This window comes from Chryseolinea sp. H1M3-3 (assembly GCF_029360725.1).
In the GTDB taxonomy this organism is placed as follows: Bacteria; Bacteroidota; Bacteroidia; order Cytophagales; family Cyclobacteriaceae; genus Chryseolinea.
Genome location: NZ_JARKMY010000018.1, coordinates 418,337 through 433,606 on the forward strand (window position 1 = coordinate 418,337; position 15,270 = coordinate 433,606).

General features: G+C 38.7%; 14 protein-coding genes. 3 read left to right on the forward strand and 11 right to left on the reverse strand.

Going from position 1 to position 15,270, the window contains the following annotated elements:
• Window positions 1-308 precede the first annotated feature (308 nt).
• Together P2W71_RS25725 and P2W71_RS25730 are read left to right on the forward strand one after the other, a co-directional pair.
• On the forward strand, window positions 309-890 hold the full coding sequence (locus tag P2W71_RS25725) for a hypothetical protein (protein WP_276374294.1): 582 nt from the start codon (window positions 309-311) through the stop codon (window positions 888-890).
• Window positions 891-919: 29 nt separating this feature from the next.
• Window positions 920-1,687 (forward strand): hypothetical protein, encoded by a 768-nt coding sequence (locus tag P2W71_RS25730; protein WP_276374295.1) that lies wholly within the window; start codon window positions 920-922, stop codon window positions 1,685-1,687.
• A 361-nt stretch (window positions 1,688-2,048) separates the two neighbouring features.
• On the opposite strand, the gene P2W71_RS25735 is transcribed toward P2W71_RS25730, so the two are convergent.
• From P2W71_RS25735 to P2W71_RS25760, 6 genes are all read right to left on the reverse strand, one after another.
• Window positions 2,049-2,867 carry an RteC domain-containing protein gene (locus tag P2W71_RS25735; RefSeq protein ID WP_276374296.1) on the reverse strand — a complete coding sequence of 273 codons (819 nt, stop codon included), beginning with the start codon at window positions 2,865-2,867 and terminating at the stop codon, window positions 2,049-2,051.
• Between the two features lie 12 nt (window positions 2,868-2,879).
• Entirely contained in the window at window positions 2,880-4,817 is a 1,938-nt protein-coding gene (gene mobC, locus P2W71_RS25740) for a conjugal transfer protein MobC (RefSeq protein ID WP_276374297.1), read from the reverse strand.
• Between the two features lie 12 nt (window positions 4,818-4,829).
• Window positions 4,830-6,089, reverse strand: a complete 1,260-nt coding sequence (locus P2W71_RS25745) for a relaxase/mobilization nuclease domain-containing protein (RefSeq protein WP_276374298.1) — start codon at window positions 6,087-6,089, stop codon at window positions 4,830-4,832.
• Complete coding sequence (locus P2W71_RS25750) at window positions 6,074-6,472, reverse strand: hypothetical protein (protein WP_276374299.1); 399 nt, start codon at window positions 6,470-6,472, stop codon at window positions 6,074-6,076. The genes P2W71_RS25745 and P2W71_RS25750 overlap by 16 nt, the downstream gene beginning before the upstream one ends.
• 381 nt (window positions 6,473-6,853) lie before the next feature.
• A complete protein-coding gene (locus P2W71_RS25755) occupies window positions 6,854-7,405 on the reverse strand; it encodes a hypothetical protein (protein WP_276374300.1) in 552 nt (183 codons plus the stop codon).
• A 158-nt stretch (window positions 7,406-7,563) separates the two neighbouring features.
• Window positions 7,564-8,463, reverse strand: a complete 900-nt coding sequence (locus P2W71_RS25760; protein WP_276374301.1) for a toprim domain-containing protein — start codon at window positions 8,461-8,463, stop codon at window positions 7,564-7,566.
• 374 nt (window positions 8,464-8,837) lie between these two features.
• On the opposite strand from P2W71_RS25760, the gene P2W71_RS25765 reads away from it, so the two are divergent.
• Window positions 8,838-9,866, forward strand: coding sequence for a hypothetical protein (locus tag P2W71_RS25765; protein ID WP_276374302.1), 1,029 nt, complete (start codon window positions 8,838-8,840; stop codon window positions 9,864-9,866).
• 1 nt (window position 9,867) lies between these two features.
• Here the strand turns inward: P2W71_RS25765 and P2W71_RS25770 are convergent, their stop codons facing one another.
• The 5 genes from P2W71_RS25770 to P2W71_RS25790 all read right to left on the reverse strand — a co-directional run bounded on the left by P2W71_RS25770 (window position 9,868) and on the right by P2W71_RS25790 (window position 15,221).
• Window positions 9,868-10,515, reverse strand: coding sequence for a hypothetical protein (locus tag P2W71_RS25770; protein ID WP_276374303.1), 648 nt, complete (start codon window positions 10,513-10,515; stop codon window positions 9,868-9,870).
• Between the two features lie 37 nt (window positions 10,516-10,552).
• A complete protein-coding gene (locus tag P2W71_RS25775; protein ID WP_276374304.1) occupies window positions 10,553-11,041 on the reverse strand; it encodes a hypothetical protein in 489 nt (162 codons plus the stop codon).
• A 234-nt stretch (window positions 11,042-11,275) separates the two neighbouring features.
• Window positions 11,276-11,716, reverse strand: a complete 441-nt coding sequence (locus P2W71_RS25780) for a hypothetical protein (RefSeq protein ID WP_276374305.1) — start codon at window positions 11,714-11,716, stop codon at window positions 11,276-11,278.
• A gap of 11 nt (window positions 11,717-11,727) precedes the next feature.
• The gene (locus P2W71_RS25785; RefSeq protein ID WP_276374306.1) at window positions 11,728-12,894 is read right to left on the reverse strand and encodes a hypothetical protein; all 1,167 of its coding nucleotides are present in this window, start codon (window positions 12,892-12,894) and stop codon (window positions 11,728-11,730) included.
• A 149-nt stretch (window positions 12,895-13,043) separates the two neighbouring features.
• A complete protein-coding gene (locus P2W71_RS25790) occupies window positions 13,044-15,221 on the reverse strand; it encodes an ATP-binding protein (protein ID WP_276374307.1) in 2,178 nt (725 codons plus the stop codon).
• Between the last annotated feature and the right edge of the window lie 49 nt (window positions 15,222-15,270).

Below are 15,270 nucleotides of genomic sequence, written 5' to 3' on the forward strand. Positions count from 1 at the left end.
ATTTTAAATCTTGTCCTGGGAGCAGGCTTCTCTGCAACAGCTGAACAGCCACTTGCGCGAGACCTTACTAAAATGTTTAAGGACGACTATTGAAGAAACCACTGAAAATGTATGCGAGCCCGGACGTGATCCGGGCTTTGTTTTGTTCAAGGTTAAGGTGCGATTCGCCGACGGGTTACTAAAAAAGTGCCTGTATAGTATAGAAATGAAAAGATAATTAAATTGGTGTTGTAGTAGAGGTGCTAGTATATTATCCCGTTGCCGCGAGCATGATACGACGTTGGCCTAATTTTATTCGAAACCTATTCATGGAAAATAAAGTAGATAAAGTTCAGCTTTCAAATGAGCAGGTTGTTGAGGTTTGCGATGAGATTGAACATCAATGGTTGTACTTGGTGATGACCAGAGCCGTGTTTAATAACAAGCATTTTCCTCATGATCTAGATTATATCAGTCCAGGTTTTTACGAGCGTTACGAAATTCTCTTTAAAATAGAGATTTTAACGCCAGGCTCTCGCAATTTTAAACTGGCCGCAAATGGGTTAAAGAGTTGGCACAACAAAAATTATGTAATCCGTCTTAATGGCATTCTCGAAAAACATAGGATAATGTATTCTGGCCGCTTAGCATACAAAAGTGAGTTGATGGAATTAATTTATTGTTTGAGACCAGAGATGGGTGCCCATGGATCAGGACGAAAACCAAATGATAGTGAAGGAAGAAGGAAATTGAAAAAAGCCACGCGATTAATAAACAAACTATTTCCCCAGCCTGGCGGCAAAGAATATGATGTTAAAACCGTTGGGGATTATTGGCTTCCAATAGATGGAGTTTTGGAACCAATGACGAGGCAGGCAATTCAATTCATAAGAAGCCTGATAATCAAATAAGCCTTATTACAAAATAGTGAAATGACCAAATGAGGACTATTCAACACTCTACAACGCCCCGACGGAATCCGGAATACAATGGAAAGGAACATGAAGTGTTCTTTATGAAATCAGTGTCTGATAAGGAGTATTACTATCAAAAAAATACCTCTCCTGATGCCGTGGTTATTGCAAATACATATTTTTCAATCGAGGAGATATTTGTTGAGTCGTTCCAATATGTGACTCCAATTCTGGCAAACAAGGACACCACGTCAGCTAGATATGGGACGATTATACGAGAATCTTGCAACCTGTATGAATTGCTTTGTAGGAAGGCTTACAGGCAGCTATTCGAAATTCCCCCAAAAAAACTCCTGAAAATTAAAGACTTCTTGAGCCTTGAATCATTCTTCAACCTTAGCAAGGAAGAGCTTAGAAGTTCAACACTTCATACCTATTTGGGAGATAACAAGAGGGTAAATCCATTTGAAGCGCTCCTATCCTGGGACCAAACAACGAGACCCCTAGACACTCACATTCCACGTTGGTGGACATCTTATAACAAAATCAAACATGACCCTGAGAATCTTACTAAACACGCCACGCTTGATACCGCAGTATTTTCCATGGCTGCAGCGTTTTTAGTTATTCGAAAGATTTACGGGGACGGGTTAATATCTGGCGACCTGGAAAAGCCTGTTATTGAGAAAAATTCAACAGGACACTTGTATCCAATTAGAACCTCTCGAGTTTTTATTAGAGCCATATATAAAAGAGGAAAATTACCATCCGCCTTATCAGGAAAACCTAATTAATTAAGCCAGGAGCTCGACTAAAATTTCCGGAATGTATAAACGATGGCTGTCACTTGAAATCACGTCTTTTGGTGGCGTGGAAAACCTTACTTGCCTGGGTGTTGACACTAATTGTCGGATCCCTAAAATCGCCAAAACGGGTAACATTTGGGTAACAAAAGGGCCAAGTAGATCAAGAAATGGCATTTCGCGGAGAGAGGTATCCGAATCGCCATCATAACGTGGTGTCGTTATACCCTTGATCAAATTTTTCGCGGTGCCCCTGGCCCAATTAAAATGGTAGAACATCTTTGTAATTTACTGATTCAAGATCATCCGATCGGAATCGACCCAATGACTGCTGATTACAAAGCAGAACTATTCATGCATCACTTTCATTAATACGTTGAATAAGATTTTTTCGAACGGTATCCAAAAAGTTTACCTGACCGCTTTTTCTTAAGCGTATCTCTTGGAATGTCCGGTAATAATTCCCAAGGCTAACATTGAACACTGTTTCGAAATAACTTGCAATTTGTTTTAGATCGGACGCAGCCTTATTGAAAACACCTGTGGCATGTAACCCGTAAATCAATTCTATCAAATCGGTCTTTGATCCAGTCCAGGAAATTGGAGTCATTGACGAATCGCCGGGGGCACCTGCTTTTATTTTTTGGATCGCTCCAAATACATATTCTTTTACAAGCTCGTTTGTAAGAATTCGAGCAACCTTCTCATCGTAGTGCGCAGAAAATCTTTCATCATTTTCAATTCTTCCTTTAGAGGCATTCACCCTTGTAAAGTACTTTTCATCCATGTGATTCGAATGAGCAAGTGTATAATGGTAAAACTCCCGATGCTTCAACATAAAGTTTTCCAGGGATTTCAAGAGCCGTTGATAGTACCTCATCCGGGTTTCCATATCATTAAAAGATTCAATCAATCGAATCTTAAAAAGCTTTTTATGATACCAAAGCTGACTAATGAATATTGGTTTAATAGTTTTAAAGAATTCGATCTCCTCTTCGACGGTTTTGAATTTATACTTCAAAACATACCGTTTGAGTTCGAGCACGGTGCTTTCGATATAAGTAATCAGTTGGCTTGTTCTTATCACAACATCAGGCTGATCCAACGTGATTTGATCCATAGCGGTCTTCATCCTGGCCTGTAATTCTTCGGCAAATATTTTCAGTTCCATAACGATGTAATTTTAAGCTGCTTTCAATTTTTCTTTGATGTCCTTGATATCTTGTTTGATCCTGTAATAATTATCCTGGATCTCCTGTGGTGTAATTTTTCTGACACCAGGAATTTTTCGATAGGCGTTTTCCTCAACTTTTATTGCTTCATGATCATTGATGATCTCAGCGTGAAATACCTTCAAATCAATTTTTTGATCAGGATCGTCTGAAACCGTTCCAACAAATTCACCGGAAGAAAGTGTTGCAATCTTGGATGGAGGGATTGCAGAATCCAACTGCGTAGATCTGCTTAGGGAAGTTTCTGAACCATCGATGGATAAAGTTTCGCGCTCCTGCACAATCTTTCCAAAACGTTCGGATAAAAGTTTCGCGGTTTCTCCAACTACCTGCCCGCTGATCACATTTCCAACAATATTCATGATCACCTCTGCCTGCTCCCTTCCATAATCTTTCTTAAGCTGGCTGTAGTCCTGTACTGCTAAAGTTGTCGCTACTTTATTTGCCCGGGCGGTTGCCATAAGGTTATCTATTCCATTAAAGTATATCGTTGGAAATTCATCGAAGATCAAACTGCTCTTTTGCTGATGCTTTTTGTTAACCAGTTTAATGACCCGTGATATGTAAAGCGAAAGAACGGCGCCATAGATCTGCTGCTTCATTGGGTTATTGCCCATACAAACAATCTTCGGATCATCCGGATTATTGATGTCTAGTGTAAAGTCATTTCCGGAAAGCACGTAATACAGTTGAGGTGACGACAAACGGGCCATACCAATCTTTGCGCTTGCTATCTGACCTTCGAGCTGCTCCATGGCTTCATTCCGGTAAGCGGATTCAAAAGGGTTGATCAATACTTCGATTTCGGATTCAGTACGGAGTAACTTAAACAGCGTCGGATAATCCAGCTGCATCAATTCAATGACATGAGGCAAAGTGCAATAACGACCGTCGTCGTATTTTTTCAGAAACCAGATTACGGCTGTCACAAAATTTATTGGCGATTCGACAAAGAAGTCCCCTTGCTTTTTGATCCAATCCCGATTGAGTCCCAGCATAATCGTTCGTGAAGATTCTGTCGCATCTGTTATATCAACCATTGTTGCGGGATCTAATGGATTGCACCGATGGTATATCTGATCAAAATTGATTACATAGAAGGAAGGATCTACATCATATTCACCTCGATATTTTAATAGTGCATTGTATGCAATGCGTGATAAGTCATCATATTTAAAGTCGTAAATGAACATTGAAAAACCTTTCCTGATGTGCTGCGTGATAACGTGCCGGATCACGAAGTAAGATTTACCTGCGCCTGGCGTTCCGATCACCAGTAGCGATCGAAAGGGATTGATAATATTTATCCAACTTTTTTTGGCCCTTCCTCGAAAAACATACTTAGCAGGTAAATTGACACTGTACTGATTTTCCAACAGTCGCTCTTCCTGGGGGAATGATTCATTCATTTTATTAAAAATATCTTTCATCAACTTCACTTTTAAGATCCTCGAAATCCACGTTCCCCCGGTAAGAACTAGGATGTATCCTATTGATGTTCCGGTAATGTAAATTATCGTTTGGTCATCAAGCTTTAGTGATACCCAATAGATCAAGTGACAAAAGAATAACAATGCCGACCCAATCATTACAAATAGAGCCGCACTTGAGATACTTATCTTTTCATCGCGCTTGCCTTTCGCCCCGATCAACGAAATGACGAGCAGCATAAACACCATTACTTTGGATGTATAAATACCATCAAATAATCCTGTCTTGATTAATGAAATCAGTATGTTGTCAACCAAGTTTAATGTATAGCCCCACGCCTTTAATGAAGCATGGCAGAAAAAATAAAAGTGAAAGATCAAGACAATGATGCTTGCCAATCTTATAAAATCTATGATCTTTCTTAGTGCCTGTTCGTTTTCTCCTGTTTGTAGTGACATTTGTATATTGATTTAAAGTGAACGACCTTTTTTCTTCTTTCTTCTTTTCGGTTTCCGCTCTGAAGAAAAATCAAATTGTTTAGCATGAAATAAAGTATGTAGCATTTGGCTTACTTCAACGGATTGATTCTTATCGGGCAAATAATCGCGCGTGTTTTGCACCGGGGCGGTTTTTGGTTTTAAAGTTTCACGAGAAATTTGCGCCTTCTGATCCTTCAAATCTGAAAGGCGATTGAGAATTGACTTGGCTGTATACAGTTTGCCGAGGTCGCTACCGTTGAATACAGTCCTATTATGAGTGTCGACAAAAGTTATCCCGTATATTCTGCCTTCATCATTTTGCCGGAGAACGACCTTAATATTTTGTTGGTCTAAGGCGTTTATAAAAGTCATCAGTTTTAAATTTGACGTTGCCGACAGCACATCGTCAACTTTCTCTTGCAACTTCTTTTTAAAGGGTGCGCGCAAGACCTCATTCAGTTTGAATTGCTTTTCAAGATTTGCCAATGTCGGCTTCCCGTAGATGAAACTGGCCTTTATTGGGACTCCCACTTTATTTCCCTTCTGGTCAATAATGCTATAGAGGAGTCCACCCTTTTGCCGCATCATTGTGCCCTCCTTTCCTCTGTCTGCCGCGACATTATATTGTTGTAAGACAGCATTTAATTCCGGGATGGATGTATACTTATAAGACCTGGTAATCGTCCCGACAATCTTTGAAATGGTCCTTTTAGTTTCGGATTTGCCATAGGATGCTTTCTCCAACAGCCTTGGATCTAAGAGCACATCTTTAATAACTTGCTTCCCGCTTGCCGGAACTAATTTGAACATCTCTTCAATCTCCTTGCGGGCTTTTTCAGATAGGTTCCTCCCAATATTATGGAGAGGGATCCGCTTGCCATTGTCCTGAATACTCGTAGTAAGAATGTGAACGTGAGGGTGTGCGGCATCGAAGTGATGGTATACCAAGTAGGGTTGGTTCCCGAAGCCAATCTTTTCCATGTAGGTTGTAGCGATAGCATTCAGCTTCTCCTTATCTAACCTTTCCCCTATCCCAAAATTCAAGGAGATATGCACAACGTTGGTCTTCGACCTCTGATTCAGTTTGATCTGATTAGCAAATCTGTTTTTCTTTTCATGGAAATTTAGTTCTTCGGGCCGGCATGGAAACAGATTTGCGGCAATACATTCCGCCAATCCTTCTTTGACCTTATTCTCATTATAGTTAAGCGCTCCATTCATCGTTTTACCCGTTATCATTTTTGCAACCATCTTTTCCCGATTTCAGAAATCATAATCAGTAACTGCTCAACTTTTGCTTCAACCCGTTTATAGTCTTCCGCAATTTTTAATGCATGAAACGCTTTTTGATTTACAGAATCTGTTTCATGAAAGAACCTGGTTACCTGGTTGATGTTGATACCGATCTGGTTTAGCTCCTTTCTAATCCCAGCTAATTCCAGTGCTGTGGAATTGAGGGTCGCGTCGGTATAGTAGAACATAATCTTCTCCTTGTAAAGGATGGCTCTTACCATCTCGCTTACATTTTGGCAGTTCGTCTTCTTTCGTTTTTCTTCAAGCTGATTGAAGAAGCTTGCGGAAACGCGCAGTGTAATTACTTTATCGAGAGCATCGCTGGTCTTTCTAGGACTCATGCTGCTAGAGTTTTGATATCTATGAAGCGCCGAGTTCCGAGGCGAAAGGGATGACAAGATCCATTTGTGTATACAAATGTACATCTTGCTGATGCTCGAAGACCGGCATCTATCCCTTCAAGCTCCTCAACATTTAAAGACTTCTCTAAGGGATAAAAATCATAGTGACATTTTAAAAGATCATCCTCTATAACCCTTGGGTTATCTGGCTTTTTGCAAAACCTGAACTTTAAATTGATCATAATTGCTTGTGTTTAATTATGACTCAAAGGAATGACGAATAGTCAGTAGAGAACAGTTACAACGGTACTAGTACCCTCGCAAAGTCACTGATAATCAGCAACAAAAAATTATTAAAGTTGAAGTAAAATTTTGAAAGGACTATTTAGGATCTAATCCTTTAATGGTTTCAGATTTCTTCGTCTTGTGCATCTTAGCAATGTGGCCTTCAAGGGACTTTTTATTTTGAAATGGTCCTGCGTCACATTCATAGCACCAAAATTCTATCTTCTTGCCTTTTTCATCCATCAACCTTTTGTAGAACAATTCGCTTAACTGCCAAACCGATAATGAATGTGTTAAGCAGATGAACAGGCTAATCACCATGGTTTTTATGTTCTCAATTGTTGGATCTTGAAGCGAAATGAACCAATAATCGTAATAGAAGAAATTGAGAAAGAAGCTTACAACCGCATAAAACTTCCCGGTCATTCTATAACCATTGATAAGGAATACGAGGATCAGAAATTCAATAACAGCCGCTAAGGCCACTCCGTAAAACCAGTTAAAGATTGTAAACCCGGAAAACGTCATATCGATGTGCTCCAGTTGCATGAATAGATTTCCGGCATGCGGAACGTACAACATCATTAAAATGAGAGCACCGTGAAAAATTGCTTGTTTACTTTCAAGGTAGATCACTACTTTATTCATGGCTTTAGAATTAGTGGCTGAAAATGTACTCGTTTGGTTTGATTTAAGGTGCGCAGCTACCTTATGAAGGTCAGCTCTTACCTTGGCTAAGGTGGGTCCGCACCTTGCTTAAGGTCGGCTGTTACCTTGAGTAAGGTCAAGCCTGACCTTGGCTAAGGTCACCGATGAATTCCACGTGACCTTGTTAAGGTCGGGACGCTCATAGTCTTGCTCAGCAAGTATTCATTCATGTCCTTAAATGATGAATAGATTGTCGAACCGTCTTGGAAAGTAATTCCTTTTAAGGTCAAAGCTTCCTTGGCTTTTTTTCCAGCGTCGTCATTATCGAGAAATAGAATTACATGCGTATGCTGCCCGAGAATAGGCAAGCTCTTATTAAGCATGCTCAGGGAATTGAGGACTAAAAAATTAGAATCTTTACTAAGTTCCTTTATCCGCCTATCATCGACTTGGATTACAGAAAGGAAATCGATGAACCCTTCCTGAACGCAAAGTTTATCGAAGTGATTGTCAATGAAGGAAATGTCCTTCGGGGATGACGACCCTTTAAACCAGCTATTCCTAAGCTCATATCCTCCGGAGATGTTTCGAAACCCTACGGCGCTGTAGATTTTCGGACCGATCTTAAAGCCGACTTCTTTGCAATATTGCCTTGCCAATGATATTTCGATCCCGCGGCGGTTGATATAGTCGATGAGTTCCGGCGCGGCAAATTCTTTTATCGACACCACCTCTAACTTATTTTCAGGCGGCTCAACGGGTTTCTGGTGAAGAGAAAAATCGTTAAGTAGATTCGAATTGGAAAGCTTTATCATGAATTCGTGAGTGGTGCATTGATGGAGCTTCATTCCCAAATCGATGATATTGCCACCCTCTCCGATTCCATGGTCATACCAAACGTTTAACTTGCTATCTACTTTAAAGGAAGGATCTTTATCAAGTCTGAAGGGGGAATGATACCAATAATCGTTGCCGCGGATTTTGGTTGGTTGACAGCCTAAGTTCGATAAGTAATCTACTATAGAGATGTTCCTTGCATCGGAAAACGTTAGAGCCATGTTGAGTTTACTTTATTGGCCCTAAAAATGAAGGGAAATAAATTTATCGTTTCACATCTACGTATTCACTAGGGGATTTTTGGCTTCTAACAAACCTGCCGAAAGCCGGAAGCTGGTTTAAGGATAAACGAAAGGAACGAATTAATCCATCAGGAAATTGCCGAGGGCTTGAATAAGTTGGTCCAAGATCAGTCTGACTCTTAAATTTTATCCGATAACGGTAAGGAACTTTCGAAAGGCTAATCAATTGGATTAAACCTTCCGTTGCCATTGCCAAAGAGAAATCACCTTCAGGTAATATTTCGGTTTCCCATACACTCAAAGGCATTTCCCATTGAAGATAAAAAAATAATAGGTTATCTTAATCCGAAACTATGAGTATTCCAAAAACCACAATTATTATTGGAGCAGGCGCCAACAAAGAAATTAATGAAGGTAGCGGATTGGGGTTTGATTTAATTCAAGGAATTTCTGAAAGGGTAACTGATCGGACCTCAAAGGGAAAGGGATATTTATCAAAAGCGTTTCAAATACTTCCTCATTTAAATGATCATTCTGTACGAGAAAGCTTTTTACGGCATTTAGATTTATTTCGATTTGATAACAACCATTCACTTGATGCATTTATTTATGAAGTTGAAAATTTTCCTGAATATCAGCCTTATCGGGAGAATTTTAAAGACATCGCAAGGATATTGACGTTTGCACACGTCCTTGGTTGGGAAGGGCATAGAATACCAGATAGTCACGGAAGGTATGGGGCGACTTTTAAAAATATTTTGAACGAGGTTTCTAAAAAAAGGCAAAAAACTTGGTTTTCAGAACTCGCATCCTTCATCAGCGATAAAAACCTGTTTAACAGCGACGACTTAATGATTATCACCTTTAACTATGACAGAATTTTAGAGGTGTTTTTATTAACGTTTTTCAACTCAAATAATGAGATTAAAAATTTCATCAACAACAACATTATTCACGTATATGGAAGGATAGGTTGTCTTCCAGAGTTGAAACCGAAAAATTTAACACTAAATGGTACGCGACAACTGGAAAAGGAAATTGAATTCGGATATGACAATGGTGAGTTTAAAAAAATTTCAGAAGTAAGAGACAATATCTATTTTATCCACGATGATATATCGGACCGAGACGTAAAGAATGTAATGAGAAAAGCGGAAAAACTTTTAGTGTTTGGATATGGTTTCGATTCTCTAAACAACAAAAGGCTATTACTTGGCAACAGTTTTATTGCTGCGAAAAGTGCATTTAATATTTACGGTGGTACTATAACCCAACGCCGAAAAACAGTTCAATATGTTCGAGATTTTGCAAGAAAAGCAAACTTAAAATTCCTTCCGCCCGTAGAGTTTGTCAAATGGGGTTTACACGAAATGGCGATCTAATTTAAATTTTTTTCTCGATGTCTCTAGCAATGGCATATACATTCCGAAAATATTGAAAGCCTAACAATTTAGAAACATGTTCTTGATAAAATTGAGCAATCGCAGGTGAATAACTGGGAATTTCAATAGACTCTGGTTTGCCTAGGTTTTCATTTTTCCCAAGTCTTGATTTTATATCATCAAAACTGAATCTGAACATCTTAACGGATTCTGGTGCACCTTGAGTAATTTTCGAAATATGAGCGTGAGAATACGGGTTGCGGATATGATTTTTTATCTTTTTTAAATACTCGTATTGTTCATTGCTTATCAATTCCTTTTCAAGCGCCAAAGCCAAGGATTGATTCAATGTTAAGTCATCAAATTTCTTACTCTCCTTTAGTTTTACTGTATAGGTCTCCATATCTGAATAATTATAACCTTTGGTATGATTTTTCATCAATGAAAGTTTCAGCATCCTTTCAACAAAATGGTTAGTTGTACAAATGCTTGCTTGATAGAAGCCAAGCATCAAGCAGTTCAATATTTCAAATTTCAGAGTCGCTAATTCAGGTAAATAGCGTAAATCATGATCGTAAAACGGACGCAACGATTCAAAATATTCATCGACGGATTTAATGAATCCCTTCGTAAATATTTCTCTTTCCATATCTTCAACTGCATTAATTTTTTCTATTGCACATCACTTACCGATTTGGAACGCTTTTTTCCAATGGAATAGGCACACCATTATAATCAATGTTCGAGTACTTATATTGTTTTTCGATGTATTCATCAACCGCCCTCTTATCGTCTGGTTCTTTTAAGTACAGCCGGTTCCTCCACAAATTCTTTTCAAAATCTTTAGAGAATAACTTATTGGTGTCACCAAATTTTATCATTTTAAATCGCTCCTTATAAAGTTGGTTTAACCTTAACAACTCCTTTTGAACTTCTTCAACTTTATAATATGATGATTGAGCTTTAATGAAGAGCAGAAAAAGTAAGCCAGTAACAATGCCATAAACTAGCCTAGGTAATATTTGAATCACTAAGATCCAATCAATTTTTAAATTCATTTCCCTAATCAACTGAAGTTTTTCTAAATAAAAATCAATTGTTGGATACACTGTAACCAATATAAAAACCGCCCATCGGACAAATGGACGGTTTAAAAAAGCTGTTATCTGCTTCATTTTTTTTGAGTGTTGCTTTACTTAAATGTAACGATTTCTCACCAACGGTCGCAGATGAAGGAAAATTCGGCCAGTCCCTTTGTTTCAACACCTAGTGCACCGGAATAAACCATTGGTGTTTTAACGCAGCATCTTTCAAAAACCGTTTTGTACCACCTAGTATTGGACAGGAGTCCTGCCAACATCTCTTGTACCCGCCGAACCGGATAAAAAGATTTGGGTCATTGGCAGAAATCATTCAACTTTCGAATACTCGATATCCTTCGATCTGTTTTTAAATAACTTCCCATTCTTCTGGTCAATGAAAATGGAATGAGAAACCTTTTGACCTTTAGCTCGTAGCTCCGATGATTGTTCATCATAAAAAGCAAGGAATGTAGGTAAGGGCCGGTCATCAGCATGGTCCATACCCACCCATCCGTCTTGATCATAGTCATTCATTCGCCATTTATGGTTGGTAACTTTGTACCCGTCCTCTTCTTTTTCAATAAAAATTGAATCTCGGACCTGTCGCATCCCAATCTTATCTCCAGTATTCGGATTTGTTACCTCAATTGCATATTCGCGAACGAAAACACCGGAAGCATCCGCACTGTCTGAATTAGAATTGCTTTTAGAATTACAGGAAATTAACATCCAACTTCCTGCACAGATCAAAATGAATTTTAGTGTCATGGTGAAAGGGGTTAATGTTTATTAATGTAACTAAGCAACGACTGCAATGTTTTTTTCACTGCATCTTTAGTGCCACTTTCTGCATCATAAAATTTAACTCGTAAACTTTCATAAGAAACGGATTCAGCTCTTTTAGTCTTTACGAATCTTGAAAGAAAGCGGATAATCTCGGAGGCATTTTTATTCTGAATAACTCCGGTATCTATAAATATTTTGAAAATGTATGCCAGCTGCGAGACTGATAAATCAAATATAATTTTAAAATCATTTTTGATTTGGCTATCGGTCTTTGCTGGGATTTGCAACCGTTCCTTTTGACGAAGATAATCCAACTCACTTGTCATCCATTCAAGTAATTGATGCTTGATGTCTAAGGCGGAATTATTTAAACCAACGCCATTAATCACGGTCACTTGACTGATAATTTTATAAAAATAAGCGGCTTGGTCGATCCTGTCGGACAACGTTTCACAGCTCAGCAGTGCCCGCGTTATGTGGTTGCTATAAAACTGAAAGAACTGTTGATCATTAAAATTCAGCTTTATTAAGGTATTGCACAGATTCATTCTACGCCAATTTCCGTCGTCAATTGAAAAGTCGATCTTCACAACCTCATCATACAGCAATGTTAGATAGTCCACTTGTTTAAAAGTCATTTTACCATTGCGATCGCACAAACTGTCATGAAAGACTGATAGCAAAGGATCTATCAACTCGGATTCAACATATCGATTCGCCGTAATGATTCTTAAGACCTCCATTTTGGAAGATAAATTTTTATGCGCCTGTTCGACCGTCCATTTAGGTGCAGCAATGCCATCCAGAAAAAATCCGAAGAACTCATCCTTGATTAATGACAACAGATTATCGATTGATCGAAAGAGAAATTCAATTACAGAAGAATATGTGTTAGTGCGCACTGACATTTCGGCACGGGTATCAAAAATGTTGTCCATCAACTCAACGAGAGCGACTTGGTGGAGGCCAAAGTACTCCTTGAAATATGCTTTTCCCTGAGGACGCAAAACTGTTTTTCTGAAAACGGTCTTTATTCGTACATACTCAGAAGATAAGAATTTCTCAGCTTTTTGAAATTCATCATCCGTTAACTCACCGCAAAGAGTCAAACGCAAAACCTTTGCTACAACGGACTCAATATGAACCAATTCATATTCCACGGCAAACTCCCCCTTCTTAAGCCATTTGCTTACGAAGGATGAATATCCAGCCGGAATTTGAAATATGGAATACTATTTTAGTTGTATTAAAACGTATTTAAATGATACAGCACGTAGTAGAAATTAAGTACGTCAAATAACGTAGGTCTCTATATGGGACTAAAATCAAGCTTATTTATCAGTTCCAGCTTATTGCTCACTCCTACTTTTAAAAAAATATTTGAAATGTGTTTCGCCACCGTTTTGTCAGAAATATGCAAATTATCACCAATCAGTTTGTACGGTTTACCTGTGACTAGAAGTTTGATAATATCAATTTCCCTTGAAGTAAGCTTATAACGATTTTCACTCTCAATACTAATTTTTGATTGTTCGGCGACATCTCCATCAGTCTTCGAAAGGATGGATCGATAAGCATGGTTTATCAAGGCTTCGCGTTGGCTTTTCTGATTGGCAAAAAGAGCGTCAATTTTAAAAACCAGCTCTTGTATTTTGAACGGTTTTTCAATGTAGTCAATGGCGCCCAGGCTTAGACCCTTTATTCTATCCTCACTTGACGCTTTTGCCGTCAAAAAAATGAAGGGAATATGTGCAAAATTTTTCCTTAGATTAACCTGTTCACGAAACTGAAAGCCATCCATTTCCTTCATCATTACATCAGAGATTATTAAATCCAACGACGTAATCGTATCCAGTTTTTCCAGCGCCTGTTGGGCATTCGACGCAACAACCAAATTATAATGAGGTGCCAGCTTCATCGCTAAATATTGGGTCATTTCTCTATTATCCTCCACGAGGAGTACGGTAGCCTGTTCCGCTGCCAAGGGAATTTGAAAATCCAATACGTCATGCTCCTCTAAATGTATCGAAGGCTCAAGCGAAGCTAAAGGCAGTTTTACGTCCACTTCCGTCCCAGTTATAGGATGGCTGCTTAACGTTATGTGCCCATTCAGATCTTCAACAATCCGTCTCACTATTGATAGACCCAAACCCATTCCTTCAGTAGTTTTTTGCGAAAGAGAAAGCTTAAAATATGGTTCAAAAACTTTTCGTTGAAGATCCTCCGGGATGCCAGGGCCGCTATTCGTAACCGAAAAGTTAAGATGGCGATCATTGGCTGTTAGCCTTACACATACATGCCCATTGTCCTCCGAGTATTTTATCGCATTTTCCACAAGATTATTGGTAATCCTGTCCAATGCGCCTGGGTGGCCCTTTACGTAAAGATTTGGCTGAAGATCGCATTGAAAATCGAGATCTTTTTTTCGTGCGACGGATTCGAACAAAGCTAATTTGAAAGATATTAGCTCCGTCACATTAGAAACTTCATCATGGTTGTAGATACCGAACCCCTTTTCATAAGATTCAACATCGAAAAAATTCACAATGTCAGTCGTTAACCTATCGATATTTTTTTTAATGATCTGAATTTCTTCTGTTTCTCCGTGCTTTTCGATGTAATCGGATAGATAATTATTAATTAAGGTAAGAGGTGTCTTGGTCTCATGGGCAAGGTTGACAAAAGTCGTCTTGCGCTCCTTAATGACTTGCTCAAGCTTCTTGGTTCTCTTTCGAACCTTCCTTTTCAAATCCTTATTTAGTTGTTGCAGATTTTTTTCAGACTGCAGAAGCTTGTAATATTCCTTTCGGGATTGTTTGATAGAAGACCTGACATATATTATCGTCATCATCAGAAATCCTGCATTCGTGACCGAATGTTCCAAAACCTGAAAGTCTCCGAAAAAGACAATGACTGGAAGCAATGCCCAGCAAACAAGTGAAATATAAGCAGCAATCGCATGCTCATACAATGGATCATCTATCGCCTTACCCTCTTTTTTAGACGTTCGAAATTTAAGAATTAATGCTCTGGCAGTATAATAGATGAATCCCAATGCATACAAGAATGGAACAACCACGGTTAATTGTGCGCTTAGCCTCACGTTACCCGTAAGCAAGTAAGGCACCACGAAAAGAAATACAAAAGGAAGGAATAAGAAGAACAACAAACCATAGGTCGCGAAAAACTTCAGATCAGAAAGTTCAAATACTTTATAGAAATAGTAAATCACATACATCGACATAATAAAACCGACCAGGTAAGCAATGATGTTTTGTACAATAATTGGGATAGCAAATTGTGGGTCAGGAAATAACCCGCTACAAATATTGTGGGCGATCAGGCACAAAAGTAAAATTAAATATTGCAGTCTGCTTTTATCACTGGGTCTCTGCAAGAAATAGATAATCTGAAAAACCAGCATTACTACTTCAAACATGGTTATGGTAAACGTAACCATGTGCATATCTGTGTTCAGGAAATACATAACAAAAAATTTAACTCACCATGACGCTTAGTCAATAATGCAGAAAGCC